The 18,230-nt window shown below is 65.3% G+C and carries 15 protein-coding genes; 8 read left to right on the forward strand and 7 right to left on the reverse strand.

What is annotated here, in order from left to right; all coding sequences use genetic code 11:
• The first annotated feature begins 60 nt into the window (after window positions 1-60).
• Both kynU and kynA read left to right on the forward strand, forming a co-directional pair.
• Window positions 61-1,371 (forward strand): kynureninase, encoded by a 1,311-nt coding sequence (gene kynU / locus ACQ4MJ_RS14605; protein ID WP_431152191.1) that lies wholly within the window; start codon window positions 61-63, stop codon window positions 1,369-1,371.
• 18 nt (window positions 1,372-1,389) lie between these two features.
• Window positions 1,390-2,277 carry a tryptophan 2,3-dioxygenase gene (gene kynA / locus ACQ4MJ_RS14610; RefSeq protein WP_431152190.1) on the forward strand — a complete coding sequence of 296 codons (888 nt, stop codon included), beginning with the start codon at window positions 1,390-1,392 and terminating at the stop codon, window positions 2,275-2,277.
• Between the two features lie 18 nt (window positions 2,278-2,295).
• On the opposite strand, the gene ACQ4MJ_RS14615 is transcribed toward kynA, so the two are convergent.
• A complete protein-coding gene (locus ACQ4MJ_RS14615) occupies window positions 2,296-3,714 on the reverse strand; it encodes a PLP-dependent aminotransferase family protein (protein ID WP_431152189.1) in 1,419 nt (472 codons plus the stop codon).
• Between the two features lie 192 nt (window positions 3,715-3,906).
• Between ACQ4MJ_RS14615 and dctP the strand changes: the two genes are divergently transcribed.
• From dctP to ACQ4MJ_RS14635, 4 genes are all read left to right on the forward strand, one after another.
• Window positions 3,907-4,953, forward strand: a complete 1,047-nt coding sequence (gene dctP, locus ACQ4MJ_RS14620) for a TRAP transporter substrate-binding protein DctP (RefSeq protein ID WP_142144121.1) — start codon at window positions 3,907-3,909, stop codon at window positions 4,951-4,953.
• Between the two features lie 77 nt (window positions 4,954-5,030).
• Window positions 5,031-5,561 carry a TRAP transporter small permease subunit gene (locus ACQ4MJ_RS14625; RefSeq protein ID WP_121507247.1) on the forward strand — a complete coding sequence of 177 codons (531 nt, stop codon included), beginning with the start codon at window positions 5,031-5,033 and terminating at the stop codon, window positions 5,559-5,561.
• Window positions 5,558-6,874, forward strand: coding sequence for a TRAP transporter large permease (locus tag ACQ4MJ_RS14630; RefSeq protein WP_431152187.1), 1,317 nt, complete (start codon window positions 5,558-5,560; stop codon window positions 6,872-6,874). The genes ACQ4MJ_RS14625 and ACQ4MJ_RS14630 overlap by 4 nt, the downstream gene beginning before the upstream one ends.
• Window positions 6,875-6,908: 34 nt before the next feature.
• Entirely contained in the window at window positions 6,909-8,192 is a 1,284-nt protein-coding gene (locus ACQ4MJ_RS14635) for a hydroxymethylglutaryl-CoA reductase, degradative (protein WP_431152185.1), read from the forward strand.
• Between the two features lie 185 nt (window positions 8,193-8,377).
• Here the strand turns inward: ACQ4MJ_RS14635 and ACQ4MJ_RS14640 are convergent, their stop codons facing one another.
• The gene (locus tag ACQ4MJ_RS14640; RefSeq protein ID WP_055394413.1) at window positions 8,378-8,740 is read right to left on the reverse strand and encodes an MliC family protein; all 363 of its coding nucleotides are present in this window, start codon (window positions 8,738-8,740) and stop codon (window positions 8,378-8,380) included.
• 774 nt (window positions 8,741-9,514) lie between these two features.
• On the opposite strand from ACQ4MJ_RS14640, the gene ACQ4MJ_RS14645 reads away from it, so the two are divergent.
• Entirely contained in the window at window positions 9,515-10,693 is a 1,179-nt protein-coding gene (locus tag ACQ4MJ_RS14645; protein WP_431152184.1) for an MFS transporter, read from the forward strand.
• Here the strand turns inward: ACQ4MJ_RS14645 and ACQ4MJ_RS14650 are convergent.
• Window positions 10,665-11,114, reverse strand: coding sequence for a hypothetical protein (locus ACQ4MJ_RS14650; protein ID WP_431152182.1), 450 nt, complete (start codon window positions 11,112-11,114; stop codon window positions 10,665-10,667). The two genes, ACQ4MJ_RS14645 and ACQ4MJ_RS14650, sit on opposite strands and share 29 nt — an antisense overlap.
• A 110-nt stretch (window positions 11,115-11,224) precedes the next feature.
• Here ACQ4MJ_RS14650 and ACQ4MJ_RS14655 point away from each other — a divergent pair, with 110 nt between their 5' ends.
• Window positions 11,225-11,590 (forward strand): MerR family DNA-binding protein, encoded by a 366-nt coding sequence (locus tag ACQ4MJ_RS14655; RefSeq protein WP_431152180.1) that lies wholly within the window; start codon window positions 11,225-11,227, stop codon window positions 11,588-11,590.
• A 199-nt stretch (window positions 11,591-11,789) separates the two neighbouring features.
• Here ACQ4MJ_RS14655 and ACQ4MJ_RS14660 read toward each other — a convergent pair whose 3' ends face one another.
• The 4 genes from ACQ4MJ_RS14660 to ACQ4MJ_RS14675 form a co-directional block, all read right to left on the reverse strand.
• Window positions 11,790-13,421 carry a SpoVR family protein gene (locus tag ACQ4MJ_RS14660; protein WP_121419246.1) on the reverse strand — a complete coding sequence of 544 codons (1,632 nt, stop codon included), beginning with the start codon at window positions 13,419-13,421 and terminating at the stop codon, window positions 11,790-11,792.
• Window positions 13,418-14,686 carry a YeaH/YhbH family protein gene (locus tag ACQ4MJ_RS14665; protein ID WP_121419245.1) on the reverse strand — a complete coding sequence of 423 codons (1,269 nt, stop codon included), beginning with the start codon at window positions 14,684-14,686 and terminating at the stop codon, window positions 13,418-13,420. The genes ACQ4MJ_RS14660 and ACQ4MJ_RS14665 overlap by 4 nt, the downstream gene beginning before the upstream one ends.
• 60 nt (window positions 14,687-14,746) lie before the next feature.
• On the reverse strand, window positions 14,747-16,669 hold the full coding sequence (locus ACQ4MJ_RS14670) for a PrkA family serine protein kinase (RefSeq protein WP_218298546.1): 1,923 nt from the start codon (window positions 16,667-16,669) through the stop codon (window positions 14,747-14,749).
• Between the two features lie 327 nt (window positions 16,670-16,996).
• Window positions 16,997-18,208, reverse strand: a complete 1,212-nt coding sequence (locus tag ACQ4MJ_RS14675; protein WP_431152178.1) for an FAD-dependent monooxygenase — start codon at window positions 18,206-18,208, stop codon at window positions 16,997-16,999.
• Window positions 18,209-18,230: the final 22 nt, after the last annotated feature.

Genomic DNA, 18,230 nt, shown 5'->3' on the forward strand with positions numbered 1-18,230 from the left:
TACCGCTCGTCCATCAAGCGCTAGCAGCTATCAAAACAGAAGCAAACCACTCTGAACACCATGACCACCACCTTGCAAGACTGCCGCGCGCTCGACGCGCAAGACCCCCTCGCGCCGCTGCGCAGCCACTTCGCCCTGCCCCCGGGCGTGATCTACCTGGATGGCAATTCACTGGGCGTGGCCCCCAAGGCCGCCGCCGCGCGCGTGGCCGATGTGGTCACCCGCGAATGGGGCACCGACCTCATCAAATCGTGGAACACCGCGAGCTGGTTCGACCTGCCCCAGCGCCTGGGCAACCAGCTCGCCCCGCTGATTGGCGCGGGCAAGGATGAAGTGGTGTGCACCGACAGCACCTCCATCAACCTCTACAAGGTGCTGAGCGCGGCGCTGAACATTGCGCGCGAAGACAGCCCCGCGCGCAAGCGCATCGTGAGCGAGCGCAGCAACTTCCCCACCGACCTCTACATTGCCGAAGGCCTGTGCAAGGAGCGCGGCCTGGAGCTGGTGCTGGTGGAGCCCGAAGAGATCACCGCAGCACTCACCAACGACGTGGCTGTACTGATGCTCACGCACGTGAACTACCGCACCGGCGCCATGCACGACATGGCCGCCATCACCGCCGCCGCGCACGCCCAGGGCATTTTGTGCGTGTGGGACCTGGCGCACAGCGCGGGCGCGGTGCCGGTCGATCTGAACGGCGCAGGCGCAGATTTCTCGATTGGCTGCGGCTACAAGTATTTGAACGGCGGCCCCGGCGCCCCGGCGTTTGTGTGGGTGCACCCGCGCCATGCCAGCCGCTTCTGGCAACCGCTGTCCGGCTGGTGGGGCCACGCCGCACCGTTTGCTTTCACGCCCGACTACCAGCCCGCCCCGGGCATCACGCGCTACCTGTGTGGCACGCAGCCCATCATCAGCTTGTCGGCCCTGCAATGCGGGCTGGATGTGTTCACCGCCGCACAAAGCCTGGGCGGCATGGCCGCGCTGCGCGCCAAGTCGCTGGCGCTCACTGACCTGTTCATCCAGCTGGTGGAAGAGCGCTGCGCAGGCCACGGCCTGGGCCTGGCCACACCGCGTGACCATGCACAGCGCGGCTCGCAGGTGTGCCTGACGCGCGACGAAGGCGCGGGCGTGGGCGGCCAGGGCAGCGGTGCCTATGCCATCGTGCAGGCGCTGATTGCGCGCGGCGTGATTGGCGACTTCCGCAAGGGCGATGGCGGCACGGGCCGCCACAAGGACATCCTGCGGTTTGGCTTCACGCCGCTGTACCTGGGCTTTGAGGATGTGTGGAACGCCGTGGAGCACCTGCGCCAGGTGCTGGAGAGCGGCGAGTGGCAAAAGGCCGAGTTCAACCAGACACACGCCGTCACCTGATCGGAAAGGCAAACCACCATGTGCCCTTTCTCGCAAACCCCTGCCGATGGCAACAACCCGGCATCTGCCGCCCTGCCCGAATCCATCGTGCACGAAGAGCGCGCCCAGCTCGACTTCAGCAAGAGCATGAGCTATGGCGACTACCTGCAGCTCGACGCCATCCTCACCGCACAAAAGCCGCTGTCGCCCGCACACGACGAGATGCTGTTCATCGTGCAGCACCAGACGAGCGAGCTGTGGATGAAGCTGATGCTGCACGAGCTGCGCGCCGCCATTGCGCACATCGCCAACGACGAGTTGCAGATGGCGTTCAAGATGCTGGCACGTGTGAGCAAGATCATGGAACAGCTGGTGCACGCCTGGGATGTGCTGGCCACCATGACGCCGCCCGAATACACCGCCATGCGGCCCTACCTGGGGCAGTCCAGCGGGTTTCAAAGTTATCAATACCGCAGCATTGAATTTGCCCTGGGTAATAAGAACCGCGCCATGCTCAAGCCGCACGAGCACCGCGCCGACCTGCTGGCGCAGGTGCAGGCGGCGTACGAAGCACCGTCGCTGTACGACGAAGCCCTGCGCCTGCTGGCGCGCCGTGGCATCCCCGTGCCCGCCAGCCACACCGACCGGGACTGGACGCTGCCCTACGCCGAAAGCGAGGCGGTGGAGCAGGCCTGGCTGGTGGTGTACCGCAACCCCAAAGAACATTGGGACCTGTACCAGTTGGGCGAAGAGCTGACTGACCTGGAAGACGCCTTCCGCCTGTGGCGCTTTCGCCACGTGACCACGGTGGAGCGCGTGATCGGCTTCAAGCGCGGCACGGGCGGCACGGGCGGGGTGAGCTACCTGCGCAAGATGCTCGACGTGGTGCTGTTCCCCGAGATCTGGAAGCTGCGCACGGACCTCTAACCTGGGCGCGACAAGCCCTCAACCCGCCGCCTTCAGTGCGGCCTGCAGAAACCGCAAGAACCGCGCGTCATTGGCATAAGCCACGTTCACGCGCATGGCCTGCAAAGGCTGCTGCTGGCCCTGCCGCTGCGGAAAGAACACGGCGCCCGGCGCCAGAAAAATGCCCCGCTCTGCCGCACTGCGGGCCAGGCCCAGCTCGGTGATGCCATGCGGCAACTCCACCCACAGGTAATAGCCGCCCGGCGGGCTGGGGTGCACGGTGAGGCCCAGGCGTGCCAATGCTTTTTGCGCAGGGCCCAACGCACTGTCCAGCCGGGCCTTGAGACGGCTCAGATGGCGCCGGTACTGGCCCGCAGAGATCAGCTGGTGCACCACGCGCTCTACAAAATCGGACGTGGACACCACCGTCACCATCTTCAGGTCACACAGCGCATTGATGCGGTGCGCCGCCCCTGCGATGTAGCCCACGCGCAGACCGGCCGACAGCGTTTTGGAAAAGCTGCTCACGTAGATCACGCGCTCCAGCTGGTCCAGCGCTGCCAGGCGCGGGGCGTTGGGCGGCTGCAGGTCGGCAAATGGGTCATCCTCCACCACCAGAAACCCGTGGGCCGCAGCCATCTGCAACAGGCGGTGGGCCTTGGGCAGGCTGATCGACCCGCCTGTGGGGTTGTGCGCCAGCGACTGCGTGAAGAACACCTTGGGCCGGTGCTTTTCCAGCAGCGCCTGCAGCGCATCCAGGTCGGGGCCATCGGCCAGCCGGGGCACGCCCAGCATCTCCACCTTGGCGAGCTTGAGCTTGCCAAACAGCGGGTAGTAGCCGGGTGAATCCACCAGCACCTCATCGCCCGCGTCCAGCAGGTGCCGCACGATGAGGTCCAGCGCGTGGTTGGCGCCCTGGGTCAGCAGCACCTGGCGCGGATTGACCGGGATGGTACGCTCGCCCAGCATGCGCGCAATGGTCTCGCGCAGTGGCAGGTAGCCCCAGGGAGTGCCGTAGCCATGCTCGATGTCCGTCAACCCTTGCGAGCGCGCGCGGCGCAGCGAGCTGCCCAGCTCGGACCCCTCCATCCACGACGCGGGCGGGCGGCCATCGCCCACACGCACCTCGTAGTGCTGCTCCAGTTGCTCACGCAGCAGCGACACCACGTCCACCGCTTCGGTCACGTGTGGCGCGGGGGCCTGGGCATGCACGCCGCTGCTGGGCTTGCGCACGTAATAGCCCGAACCGGGCCGCGCTTCCACATAGCCGCGCGCGGCCAGGCGGTTGTACGCCTCCACCACCGTGTTGCGGCCCACACCGTCCTTGGCGGCTGCATCGCGGATGGACCGCAGGCGGGTGCCGGGTAGCACGCTGCCTTGTTCGATGGACTGCGCAATGCGGCGCGCCAGTGCTTCGACCTTGCTGTCGGGCGATGCGTCTTCTTCGGGGTGAGGCATGGGGTCTGTCTCCTTATCTGTACCCCTGAATTGATGGGTACAGTTTTCTGATCTGTGCCCAAACTGTATCCAACCACCGGCTGCATTGTCCATATACTTTTCGAACTCGCCCGCAGCCCAGACTGCGCATTGGGCCGAGGCAGCAACCCCACGGCGATGGGGCACACATTCCAAACCAACCGGAGACAAGACATGGCAGACAAAGCCGTCCAACGACGCAACATCCTCAAATCCACCCTGGCTGCAGCCGCTGCCGTGGGCGCAGCGGCGCCCCTGGCCAGCCACGCGCAGGCCACCGTCACCTGGCGCATGCAGGCGCTGTGGGACGGCGGCACCACGCCGCAAAAGTTTGAAGAGCGTTTTGTGGCCCGCGTGGCAGAGTTGACCGGTGGCCGCTTCAAGATCAACCTGTTTGCGGCCGGCCAGATCGTGCCCGCCGCGCAAGCGTTTGATGCCGTGCGCGGCGGCGCGTTTGAGCTGATGAAAACCTTCGACGGCTACGAGGCTGGCAAGATCCCGGCGTTTGCGTTCACCAGCACCATCCCCTTCGGCTTTGCCGAAAGCGACGAATACGAAGCCTGGTTCTACGAGCGTGGCGGGCTGGACCTGGTGCGCCAGGCGTACGCGCCCGCAGGCCTGCACTACATCGCGCCCACGGTGTACGGCCAGGAGCCGCTGCACTCCAAGGTGCCAATCCGCAAGATCGCCGACCTGACGGGCAAGAAGGGGCGCTTTGTGGGCTTGGCCTCGGCCGTGATGGGCGCCATGGGCGTGTCAGTGACGCCACTGCCCACGGGCGAGGTGTATTCGGCGCTGGACAAGGGCGTGATCGACATGGCCGACCGGGGCGACCTGACGGCGAACTTTGAGGCAGGCCTGGCCGAGGTGGCCAAGTTTGTAGTGGTGCCGGGCTTTCACCAGCCCACCACCGCCACCAGCTACGTGGCCAACCGCGCCGCACACGACAAGCTGCCCGCCGAGTTCAAGGCGGCCTTGGCGGTGGCCGCTCGCGAGATTTCGGCGGCGCTGCGCCAGCACATCCTGGTGAGCGACGCTGCGGTGCTGGCCAAGTACCAGGCCAAGGGCTGCGAGATCATCCGATTCAGCGCAGCCGACATCGCAGCTGCACGGCCCAAGGCCATGGCCGCGTGGCGCACCGCCACCAAGGGCGACGCCCTCGCCACCAAGATCCTGGACAGCCAGGTGGCCTTCATGAAAGAGCTGGGCCTGCTGGCCTAAACAGCGCTGGAAAGCCCTAGCCCCGGGTGCCCGCCATGGGCGCCCGGCGCACCTGCCATTGTCCCAAGGAGTCACCCATGCCGTCATGGCTCTCTGTCTCCACGTCTGCCATCACCACGCTCAACCGCTGGATCTTCCAGGCCACGGTGTGGTTGATGGCCATCGTGGTCCCCGTCATGCTTTATGAAGTCATTGCACGCTATGTGTTCAATGCGCCCACGGTGTGGGGCATGGAGCTGGCCGTGCTGCTGTTCGGCCCGTACTTTCTGCTGGGCGGGCCGTACCTACTGCACCTCAAGGGCCATGTGGCGCTCGACGTGGCGCGCCAGCGCCTGAGCCCCGCATGGCAGCGGCGGCTGGACCTGGTGAACTTTCCCATCATCGTGCTGTTCTGCGCCATCCTGCTGTACTTCAGCGCACCCGCAGCCTACAGCGCCTTCACCTACCGCGAGACCAGCTTTTCAGCCTGGAACCCACCTATCTGGCCGGTGAAGGCCGCCGTGCCGCTGGCCCTGGCGCTGATGCTCCTGCAGGCCGTGGTGGAGTTCTTTCGCACGCTGTTTGGCGAAGCAACCGTTGACGCGTCCCCCGCGGAGGCCCACCCATGACCTCCAACATGATTCTGGTGCTGATGTTCGGCAGCCTCACGCTGTTCATGCTCACCGGTCTGCCCATTGCCTTCGTGCTGGGCGGCCTGTCGCTGCTGTTCACTGTGACGCTGTGGGAGCCCAACGCGGTCATCGTGCTGGTGCTGCAGATCTTCGACACGATGAAGTCCGAGGCACTGCTCGCGATCCCGCTGTTCATCCTGATGGCCTGCATCCTGCAGCGCTCGGGTGTCATCGAAGACCTGTACCGCGCGATGGAGCTGTGGTTTGGGCGTCTCAAAGGCGGCCTCGCCATCGGCACCGTCATCATCTGCGTGGTGATGGCGGCCATGACCGGCGTGGTGGGTGCGGCCGTGACGGCCATGGGCATCCTCGCCCTGCCAGAGATGCTGCGGCGCGGCTACAAGCCCGAGCTGGCGCTAGGCACGATCTGCGCGTCGGGCACGCTGGGTATCCTGATCCCACCATCGGTGCTGACCATCGTGTACGCCGTCACGGCCCAGATATCCATCGGCCAGATGCTGATTGCAGGCATCGTGCCGGGCCTCATCCTGGCCACGCTGTACATCGCCTACATCATCGTAGTGGGCTGGGTGAAGCCCGAGTGGGTGCCCCTGGACCCCAGCACCCGCAAGGCACCGCTGCGCGAAAAGCTGGTGGCACTGAAGGCCCTGGTGATACCCGCCATGCTGATCGTGATGATCCTGGGCTCGATCTTCTTCGGCATCGCGACACCGACCGAGTCTGCGGCGGTAGGCGTGGCCGGAGCGCTGCTGCCCAGCCTTATCAAGCGCCGGTGGGAGCGCGGCATGCTGCGCGGCGCAGCGACCGATGCACTGAAAGCCACGGCGATGATCCTGTGGATCACGCTGGGCGCCAAGGCCTATGTGGCCATCTTCACCGGCCTGGGCGGGGCGGACACTTTGCTGCAGTTCATCCAGGGGCTGGACGTGAACCGCTGGCTCATCCTGGCGGCCATGATGCTGTTGCTGGTGTTCCTGGGCACGGTGCTGGACGAGCTGGGAATCATCCTGCTCACGGTCCCGGTGTTCCTGCCCATCGTGCGGCTGCTGGGCTTTGACGAGCTGTGGTTTGGCGTGCTGTACGCCATCACCATCCAGATGGGCTACATCAGCCCGCCGTTCGGCTACACGCTGTTCTACATCAAGGGGACGCTGCCCAGCCACATTGGAATGAACGCCGTGTACTGGGGCATCTTGCCGTTCTTCGGGCTGCAGTTCGTCGGCCTGCTCATCTGCGCGGCCTTCCCCGATCTGGTCACCTACCTGCCCCGGCTGATGGCGTCGCGCTGAGCCGCTTGTTCACCCATTTATCCCAAACACGTCCATGACTTCCACCGCACACCCCAGCAGCCGCATCGGCGGTTTTCACAAGCTCGCCATTCCCGCACGCATCGACGCCGTGGCCCAGTTTGCGGGCCTTGGCGACGACGACAAGGCCCACCTGCTGAACACCGGCAACCTGCCTGCCGAACTGGCCGACCACCTCATCGAGAACGTCATCGGCACGATGAACATCCCCGTGGGCATTGCCACCAACATGAAGATCGACGGCCGAGACCGGCTGATCCCCATGGCCACCGAAGAATCGTCGGTGGTGGCCGCGGTGTGCAACGCGGCACGCCAGTGTTATGACCACGGTGGCTTCATCACGTCCATGTCGGGCACCGAGATGATTGCGCAGATCCAGCTCACGCAGGTGTCTGACCCGCAGCACGCACGCATCCGCATCCTGGAGCACAAGGAAGACATCCGCACGCTGTGCGATGCCTGCGACCCCATCCTCGTCAAGCTGGGCGGCGGCTTCCGCGACCTGGAGGTGCGGGTCATCGACACCCGCGGCGGCACCATGGTGATCACCCACCTCATCGTGGACACGCGCGACGCCATGGGCGCCAATGCCGTCAACACCATGGCCGAAAAGATTGCGCCGCAGATTGCGGCATGGACGGGCGGGCAGACCAACCTGCGCATCCTGTCGAACCTGGCCGACCGGCGCCTGGCGCGTGCACGCTGCGTGTGGCGCACGGCCGACATCGGCGGCGAGGCGGTGCGCGACGGCATGCTGGCCGCCTACCACTTTGCGGCAGCCGACCCCTACCGCGCCGCCACGCACAACAAGGGCATCATGAACGGCGTGAGCGCCGTGGTGCTGGCCACCGGCAACGACACGCGCGCGGTAGAAGCCGGTGCCCACGCCTACGCCGCACGCGGCGGCCGCTACACCAGCCTGACGACTTGGGAGGTGACCAACGACGGCGACCTGGCAGGCTCCATCGAAATGCCCATGGCCGTGGGCCTGGTGGGCGGCGCCACCAAGCTGCACCCCACGGCCAAGACAGCGCTCAAGATTCTGGGTGTCACGTCGGCCCGCGAGCTGGCCCAGATCATTGCGGCCGTGGGCCTGGCGCAAAACTTCTCGGCCATGAAGGCCCTGGCCACCACCGGCATCCAGAAGGGGCACATGGCCCTGCACGCGCAGAACATCGCGATGATGGCGGGCGCCGCGGGCGACGAGATCGACCGCGTTGCGCAGGTGCTGGTGGCGCAGGGCACGGTGCGCATCGACGTTGCGGAGGCCGAGTTGCAGCGGCTGCGCAGTGGTGCATGAATTCGTTCACAGCGGCAGCGTGAGAGTGCCGACCCGCATCACCCCACCACCCGGAAAAGCGACCTAGAAATTACCCACAAAAAAAGCCACCAGCGCCTTGTTCATAGGCGCTGGCAGCTATTGTTTTTGAAGAATGCCGCAACCCGAAACTACCGGGCGCGGGGGTGGCCTGCTCTGCAGCCCGCCTATTGCACGCCCGCCACCATCATGGGGCGGTTGCTACGGCACCAGATCGGTGCCAGATGGCCAATCTGGATGGTCAGCTCATTGCCCTTGCCGAGCACGGTGGTGGGGCCGTTGCTGAAGGCGTAGCCGGTTTCCGTGGCCTGTTTGGGCAGTTCCACCGTCCAGCCGCTGCGCCGCAACACGCTGCGGCCTTGCTCGGGGTAGAACTGCATCTCCACCTTTTCGCCATTGCCGCAGGCGAACTGCATGCTGCCGCGGTCCGTTGGCTCGCTAAAGGCCTGCATCACGGGTGGCTGGCTCGCACATCCCGACATCAACAGCGTTGCCAGCGCACCTGAACACAGCGAAACCATCTTCTTCATCAGTCACTCCTGAGTAGCGATGTGCATTGCGGCACACACTCCAACCTGCAAACTGCTTGTGGCCACCGACCACCGGGGTCACTGGGGCTCCCAAGCACAAACCTTGCCACCACTCCGCTGCAGGCGAGAAGCCGAAACCGAGGAACGGTTTCAGCCGCCATCCACACCCAGCGCAGGGCATGCCCATGAGAGTGCCGCACGGTCCACGCCCCGTCGATTGGGGTGATCCCCACATCGAGAGCCTTCTCTAAAGTCTGACTTCGCTCCGTGGCGCCCCGATGACGGGCAAGACTGCCCCGTCCAACACGGCATTGCAGGCACGCATGGTTGCAATGCACGGACCTGACACCAGATTGCGCGCAGCTTGGCCCCAAAACGCCACGTCACCTTGGCGACTGGAGCGCCTGCGGCGACGGCTCGGGACATACCCTTAGAACCTGCGCAAATGAACCTTCGCAAATCGGGAAGCAACAGCCGCCCTTGCCCAAAGGTGCACCGCTGGCCCGAGCCCTGGTTTGCGCAAGTCATGACCCTTATCCCTCCCCCAACGCCCCTACTGCCTGCCCCACGCGCCCGTCGGCCGCTCCCATCTGGTGCAGATTGGCGGACCCGGCAACCCGTGCGATTCACGCGAGACAGCGGTCACCGCCCTGTCCATGTACGCTCGGAACGGGGCAGCCTGTTGCCACCCCTTTTTGGAGACCCACCACCGTGCAGGTGCCCCCGCCCCCCACACCCACTACCCCACTGCTCCCCCTCCGCGCCGCCTGGGCCATGCTGCTGGCACTGGTGACGGGTTTTGCGCTGAGCCAGGCGTTTCGCACCATCACGGCCATCATGGCCACGGGCCTGCGGGCAGAGTTCGGCCTGTCGGCGCAGGCGCTGGGCGTGTTTGCCGGAGCGTTCGCATTCGCCTTCGGCACCATGCAGCTCTTCATGGGCATCGGCATCGACCTCTATGGCGTGCGGCGCACGCTGCTGGTGGCGTTTCCGCTGGCGATTGCGGGCTCGGTGCTGTCGGCGCTGGCGCCTGGCTATGGCGCGGTGCTGCTGGGGCAGGTGCTGATCGGCGTCGGCTGCGCGCCCGCGTTTTTGGTGTGCACGGTGTTCATTGCGCGCTACTTTCCGGCCAGCCGGTTTGCGATGGTCTCGGGCGTGGCCATGGGTGTGGGTGGGCTGGGCATGTTGTTCACGGGCACGCCGCTGGCGTGGCTGGTGCAGCTGTCGTCCTGGCGCATGGGTTTTGCGGTGCTGGCGGGTTTTGCGGCACTGGCCTGGCTGCTGATCTTCTGGAAAGTGCACGAGCCCGTGCAGCCCACGCACAACGCGCCCCCGCGCGAATCGGTGCTGCAGGCGGTGCGCGGGTTTGGCGCGCTGTTCTTGCTGCCGCACACCGCCGGAATCATGCTGCTAGCGCTGACGACGTATGCCTCCTTCCTCACGCTGCGCGGGCTGTGGCTGGGGCCGCTGCTCATTGAGCGGCATGGCTATTCGCTGGTGGCCAGCGGCAACGTGGCCATGTTGTCGTCGCTGGTGTCGCTGTTCACACCGGCATTGTTCGGGCGGCTCGACCCGGGGCCTGGCCAACGCCGCCGCTGGATCACGGGCTTCACGGTGCTGCTGGCAACCCTCTTCGGTGCCATCGGCCTGCTCCACGCCGAGTGGCTGGACGTGGCGGGCTCCATCGCGGTGGGCCTGTTGTCGGGCTACATGGTGCTGCAGTATTCAGACGTGCGTTCGGCCTACGCACCCGCCGTCACCGGGCGCGCCATGGCGGTGTTCACGATGGCGCTGTTTCTGGGCGTGGCACTGATGCAGTGGGTGACCGGCGTGGCAGCCTCCATCGCCGCCGCACAGGGCGCAGACCCGTATGTGGCTGTGATGCTGACCATTGCCGCCATGCTGGCGACAGGCGCCCTGGCGTTCAGGTGCCTGCCGGTGCCAGCACACTGACCCGTGCTGGGGACGTGCCCGCCACGCGCCACCACTGCAGCACACCAAACAGCAGCTCAAACAGCGTGAAGCCCAGCACGATCACATTGGCGCCGTGGGCCACGGCATAGATCTGCCAGGCCGCAAACAGAAACCGCGCCACGCCATCCAGCCGCCCCAGCAGCACCGTGGGCGCCACGATGCGCGCCACCGACCACACAACCACCACCGACCCCAGCAGGTTGGCCAGCAACATGTGGGTGGTGTCCAACGGGTGCAGGGTGCCGGGCAGGCCCAGCACGGCGGCCAACATGCCCAACTGAGCATACAGCCACGCAAAGGTCCACGGCATCGCAAAAGGCCAAGTCACCAGCAGGTCGTACCAGCCGCTGGCGCGCACGATACGCAGGTAGCGCGGAGTGGAAATTGAAGATAAGGGCATGAGGATCAACCTGGGGATGAAAGAAGCCCCGAGGTTCAGCCCTGAAGTACGCTTCAGGGTCAAGCCCCTTCCAGGGGTGGCATTTGTTTTCACGCCACAAGGAAACCCCCATGCTGATCGGTGAACTCGCCAATGCTTCCGGCCTGAGCCGCGAGGCACTGCGCTTTTACGAACAACAAGGCCTCATCCGATCGCGACGCCTGGCCAATGGCTACCGCGACTACCCGGCCGAAACGGCGATGCTGGTGCAGTACATCCGCACCGCGCAGCAGCTGGGCTTTACGCTGGCAGAGATTGGCGACCGGCTGCCCGCCATCTGGGACGCCGCCGACCCCGGCCCAGCGCCGGCCCAGGTGCTGGCAGTGAAGCTGCAGGAGATCGACGCACGCATTGCCGCGCTGCAGGCCCTGCGCCAGACTCTGGCCGAGCGGGTGGCCACGGACTGCCCACTGCGTGGGGCCGCTGCAGCCGCCTGAATGGCGCAATGGTCCCTCATCGTCGGCAGCCTCCAAAATATCAAGCAAAAACAGGCCTTAGCGCTTATCCAATAATCGTATCCAGCTATATATTTAATAGCAATCATCCTGCAAGAAATGGGCGCTGGCCCACGGCACGTGCAGCAGGTCTGCAGGCGCGCATCGCGCTGCCACCTCCCCCCCGCTCAGCCCCTGTTGTTCACGCGGCCGATGAGGCCACCGAGTGCAGCAGCACGGGGTGGTTGCCATCGGCATCCACACTCTCGATCTGCACCCCAAAACCCCACAGGCGCGCCACATGCCGCAGCACCTCCTGCGTGTCGTCGGCCAGCGGGCGGCCCTGGAACTGGGTGTGGCGCAGGGTCAGGCTGCGGTCGCCGCGCAGGTTCACGTTCCACACCTGGATGTTGGGCTCGCGCGTGCCCAGGTCGTACTGCTGCGACAGCATCTGGCGCAGGCGGCGGTAGCCGTTCTCATCGTGGATCTCGCTGACCACCAGCTCGCGCTCGTTAGCATCGTCGTGCAGCGCAAACAGACGCATCTCGCGCATCAGATGCGGGCTGAGGTACTGGCCGATGAAACTCTCGTCCTTGAAGTTGCGCATGGCGTGGTCCAGCGCGGGCAGCCAGGGTGTGCCCGCGATGTCAGGGAACCAGTGCCGATCCTCCTCCGTAGGGTTCTGGCAGATGCGCTGGATGTCGCGGTACATGGCAAACCCCAGCGCATAGGGGTTGATGCCGCTGTAGGCGCGGTGCCCCACGGGCGGCTGGTAGATGACGTTGGTGTGCGAGCCCAGCCATTCGATCATCACCCCGTCGCTCAGGTAGCCCTCGTCGTACAGCGTATTGAGCAGCGTGTAGTGCCAGAAGGTGGCCCAGCCTTCGTTCATCACCTGGGTCTGGCGCTGCGGGTAGAAATACTGCGCGATCTTGCGCACGATGCGCACGATCTCGCGCTGCCAGGGTTCCAGCAGGGGCGCGTTTTTTTCGATGAAGTACAGGATGTTCTCTTGCGGCTCCTGCGGAAAGCGGTTGTGCTCCTGAGTGGCATCCTCCTTGCCGGGACGCATGGGCAGGGTGCGCCACAGCTCGTTCACCTGCTGCTGGGCATAGGCCTCGCGCTGCGCGCGCTCCAGCCGTTCGCGCGCCAGGTTCTTCTTGGAGGGGCGGCGGTAGCGGTCCACTCCAAAGTTGGCCAGCGCGTGGCACGAATCCATGAGCCGCTCCACTTCGGCCATGCCGTAGCGCTCTTCGCACTGGGCCACGTAGTCCTTGGCATACACCAGGTAGTCGATGATGCTGGACGCGTCGGTCCACATGCGAAACAGGTAGTTGCCCTTGAAGAAGCTGTTGTGCCCGTAGGCCGCATGCGCAATCACCAGCGCCTGCATGGCGGTGGTGTTCTCCTCCATCAGGTAGCTGATGCAGGGGTTGGAGTTGATGACGATCTCATACGCCAGCCCCATGTGCCCGCGCCGGTAGCGCCGCTCGGTGGCCAGAAACTCCTTGCCGTAGCTCCAGTGCCGGTAGTTCACCGGCATGCCCACGCTGGAGTAGGCATCCATCATCTGCTCGGCGGTGATGATCTCCAGCTGGTTGGGGTAGGTGTCGAGGCCAAAGCGCTCTGCCGTGGCGGCAATGGCGGCGTGGTAGCGCTCGATCAGCTCAAACGTCCAGTCGCTCGGGTCGGGCAACGGCTCGGCAGGCCGCGCGCCCGCAGGCAGGGGCTGGCCGGGCACGGCGCGGTGGCGGCGCTCACCCACGGCGGCGGCTTTCCAGGGGTTGTCGCTGATGCGGCGCTCCAGCACGGGATACTGCACAACGTTGTTCATGCGGCCACCCCCTCTTTCTTGAAGAGGTCGCGGAACACCGGGTAGATGTCGCCGGGTGCGGCGACCTTGCGCATTGCAAAGTGGGAGAACAGCGGCATCAACTGGCTGTACTCGTCCCACAGGTTCTGCTCCTCTTCTGCCACCTGCACATAGGCAAAGTAGCGCACCAGCGGCAGGATCTTGTCCACCAGCAGGTTGCGGCAGATGCCACTGTCGTTGGTGAAGTTGTCGCCATCACTGGCCTGGGCCACGTAGATGTTCCAGTCGCCCTGCGGATAGCGCGCACGGATGATCTGGTCCAGCAGCGCCAGCGCGCTGCTGACCACGGTGCCGCCGCTCTCGGTGGAGTGAAAGAACTGCTCTTCGCTCACCTCGGCCGCCTGGGTGTGGTGGCGGATGAACACGATGTCGATGGTCTCGTAGTGCCGCGTGAGAAACAGGTACAGCAGGATGAAGAACCGCTTGGCCAGGTCCTTGCGCGTCTCGTCCATGGAGCCCGACACGTCCATCACGCAGAACATCACCGCCTGGCTGCTGGGCACTGGCACCGGCGTACGCGCACGAAAGCGCAGGTCGATGGGATCGAGGTAGGGAATCTTGTCGATGCGCGCCGTCAGCGCATCGATGCGGCGCTGCAGCTCGGCCACCGCTTCGCTCGTGCCGTCGTCCTGCGCCAGCAGGGCGTCCAGCTCGGCCTGCAGCGCCAGCAGCTCGCGGTGGGTCGACTTGCCCAGCGCAATGCGCCGCCCCAGCGCCCCGCGCATGGTGCGCAGCACAGCCAGGTTGTTGGGGATTCCATCCTGGCTGTAGCCCGCGCGGCGCGACTTCCACTGCGGGTTCTCGCCAATGTGGGTGCGCAGCAGGTGCGGCAGCGCCAGGTCTTCAAAAAAGAGCTGCATGAACTCTTCCTTGGTCAGCGTGAAGGTGAAGTCGTCCTCGCCCTCCCCACTGTCGCTGGCCTGCGAGCCGCGCCCGCCCGCTCCGCCCTGGGGCCGTTCGATGCGGTCGCCGCGCACATGCTCTGCGTTGCCGGGGTGCACCGTGTCGCGGATGCCGCCTTGGCCATGGTGGAACACGGGCTCGCTGATGTCCTTGCGCGGTATGGTGATGCTCTCGGCCTGCTCCATGTCGCGGATGCCGCGCTGCGAGACAGCACGGCGCACCGCGTCCGCGATCTGTTCCTTGTAACGGCGAACAAATCGCTCGCGGTTGCCCACCGACTTGTTCTTGCCAGCGAGCCTGCGATCGATGATTTGCAATGCCATCCGTTGCCCCCATGCATGAACCAGCGCCCGCAGGGCTGCGCTGGCAATCCAGTCCCTTGATCAGCTGCTCTTGCGCACACGCAAGTACCACTCACACAACAGCCGCACCTGCTTGGGCGTGTAGCCCTTGTTCACCATGCGGGTGACAAAGTCCTCGTGCTTGCGCGCCTCTTCGGCGCTGGCCTTGGCGTTGAAGCTGATCACGGGCAGCAGCTCTTCGGTGTTGGAGAACATCTTCTTCTCGATCACCAGGCGCAGCTTCTCGTAGCTGGTCCAGCTGGGGTTCTGGCCCTGGTTGTTGGCGCGCGCGCGCAGCACAAAATTGACGATCTCGTTGCGAAAGTCCTTCGGGTTGGCAATGCCTGCGGGCTTCTCGATCTTTTCCAGCTCGGCGTTGAGTGCGCCCCGGTCGAACACCTCGCCGGTGTCGGTGTCGCGGTACTCGTTGTCCTGGATCCAGTAGTCTGCGTAGGTCACGTAGCGGTCAAAAATGTTCTGGCCGTACTCGCTGTAGCTCTCCAGGTAGGCGGTCTGGATCTCCTTGCCAATGAACTCGGCATAGCGGGGGGACAGGAACTCCTTGATGTAGCTGGTGTACTTGGTCTCCAGCTCTGTAGGGAACTGCTCGCGCTCGATCTGCTGCTCCAGCACATACATCAGGTGCACCGGGTTGGCGGCCACCTCGGCACTGTCAAAGTTGAACACCTTCGACAAAATCTTGAACGCAAAGCGGGTCGATATACCCGTCATGCCCTCGTCCACGCCTGCGTAGTCGCGGTACTCCTGGTAGCTCTTGGCGCGCGGGTCGGTGTCTTTCAGGCTCTCGCCGTCGTACACCTGCATCTTGCTGAAGATGCTGGAGTTCTCGGGCTCCTTCAGCCGCGTGAGGATGGCGAACTGCGCCATCATCTTGAGCGTGCCCGGCGCGCACACGGCGTTGCCCAGCGACGACTCGCGGATGAGTTTTTCGTAGATGCGGGTCTCTTCGCTCACGCGCAGGCAGTACGGCACCTTGACGATGTAGATGCGGTCCAGAAACGCCTCGTTGTTCTTGTTGTTGCGAAATGCCTTCCACTCGCTCTCGTTGCTGTGCGCCAGCACCACGCCGTCAAACGGAATGGCGCCAAAGCCCTCCGTGCCCTTGTAGTTGCCCTCCTGCGTGGCCGTGAGCAGCGGGTGCAACACCTTGATGGGTGCCTTGAACATTTCCACGAATTCGAGCAGGCCCTGGTTGGCCAGGCAGAGGCCTCCGCTGTAACTGTAGGCGTCGGTGTCATCCTGCGCAAAGGTTTCTAGCTTGCGGATGTCCACCTTGCCCACCAGGCTGGAGATGTCCTGGTTGTTCTCATCGCCCGGCTCGGTCTTGGCAATGCCCACCTGCTTCAAGATGCTGGGGTAGCGCTTGACCACGCGGAACTGGCGGATGTCGCCGCCAAACTCGTCGAGCCGCTTGACCGCCCACGGCGAGAGCACACGCTGCAGGTAGCGGCGGGGGATGCCGAACTGTTCCTCCAACACGGGGCCGTCCTCCAGCGCATCAAACAGGCCCAGCGGCGATTCGTTCACCGGCGAGCCCTTGAGCGCATAGAAAGGCACCTTCTGCATCAGGTGCTTGAGCCGCTCCGCGATCGAACTCTTGCCGCCACCCACAGGGCCCAGCAGATAAAGAATCTGCTTGCGCTCTTCCAGCCCTTGCGCGGCATGGCGAAAGAAACTCACCACCTGCTCGATGGCGTCCTCCATGCCGTAGAACTCGGCAAAGGCCGGGTAGCGCTTGATGACCTTGTTGGCAAAAAGCCGTGACATGCGCGGGTCATTGCGCGTGTCCACCATCTCGGGCTCGCCAATGGCGGCCAGCATGCGCTGGGCGGCCGTGGCGTAGGCCATGGGATCGCGCTTGCACTCGGCGAGGTACTCGTCAATCGACATTTCCTCTTCGCGGCTACGGGCATAACGCGCGGCGAAACTGCTGATGGCATCCATACGACCTCCTGTGGCGGCACCCCCGGCGGGCTCGGGTGGTGCCACGGTGTTGCAGTGGGAATCGCTACCGGCTTGGCCCTTTGTAGCACCACGGCGTGCGCTTGAACAGCAAATTCGCTGGCGCATCCGTTGCCTTTTCGGGGCTTTGCACACACAGGGATAGAGCGTGGCACACTGCGCAAAGTTCATCCCGCGCAGCGCATGCAGGGGTTGCCCCGGATAGGGAATATCCTGACAACCTGGCGGCGCTGTTCACCCACCCTGCAGGGTCATGAACCGGGCGGCTCGGGGCGGGCAGTTACCACCACCCCGCCCACTGCAATGAACTCACAACGAACTGGCGCTGGAGCCATCGCCCCGGTACAACCAGGGCACATCCAGCAACCGCTCGCCCAGCAGGCGCAGCGACAGATCGCGGCCCCAGCGCACAGGCCCGGTGGCATGGAAGATGCGGCCGTTGCGGATGGAGCGCGCCTGCACCCGGGCGTTTCGCTCCCAGCGGTTAAGGGCGTAGCGGGTAAGGCGCAGCGGCACGTCCAGGTCGTGCATGGCCAGCGCACGCTGCAGCTCGGCCGCGTCTTCAATGGCCATGCCAGCGCCCTGGGCCAGGTAGGGGCGCATGGGGTGGGCCGCATCGCCCAGCAGGGCCACCAGGCCTTGCGCCATCTCGTCGGCAGCGCGCACCGGTGGGCGGTCGCACAGCGGCCACAGGCGCCAGCCGGGGCCACCAGCGGCACCTACGCTGCGCACGACATCCTGCAGCGCCGTGCAGGTGCCTTGCAGGGCGTGCTCCAGGTCCGCAGCATTGGCAGCGTGGTCCCAGTTTTCCAGATCGTGCGGCGCGGGGCCTTGCACAATGACGACGATGTTCTGCAACTCGCCCCGGCGCACGGGGTACTGCACAGCATGCAGGCGCGGGCCCAGCCAGGCGGTGACCTGGCCTGTGCGCAATGCATCGGGCAGTGCATGCTGCGGCACCAGCGCGCGGTAGGCCAGATGCCCCGTCACGCGGGGCGGCACGGCACCGAGCAGCTGGGTGCGCGTGCGGCTCCACAGACCATCGGCACCAATGAGCGCATCGCCTTCCACCTCCTTGCCCCGGCTGGTGCGCACAGTCACGACGCCCTCGGCATCGGTGAATCCGTCGATGGCGTGCTCCAGATGCAACTGCGTGTCGGTGTATTTGGTCACCGCGGAAAGCAGCAGGCCATGCAGGTCGGCGCGGTGGATGGTGGCGTAGGCCGCACCATAGCGCTGCACCGCCGTGGGGCCCAACGGCAGCACGGCCAGTTCCTTGCCACTGACGGCGTTGCGCACCTGCAAGCGGCTGGGGAACGCGGCTACTGCCTGCAACGGCTGCTGCAGGCCCCAGGCCTGTAGGCGGCGCACTACGTTCGGCCCGATCTGCACGCCGGCGCCCACTTCGCTGAATGCTGCCGCGCGTTCGTACAGCCGCACGTCCCACCCCGCGCGCGATGCGCCCAACGCGGCGGCCAAGCCGCCAATGCCGCCACCGGCGACCAATACCTGCTTCTTCATGCACCGATTGTGCCGTGCGGGC

Source organism: Acidovorax facilis, assembly GCF_050626955.1.
Lineage (GTDB): Bacteria > Pseudomonadota > Gammaproteobacteria > Burkholderiales > Burkholderiaceae_C > Acidovorax > Acidovorax facilis.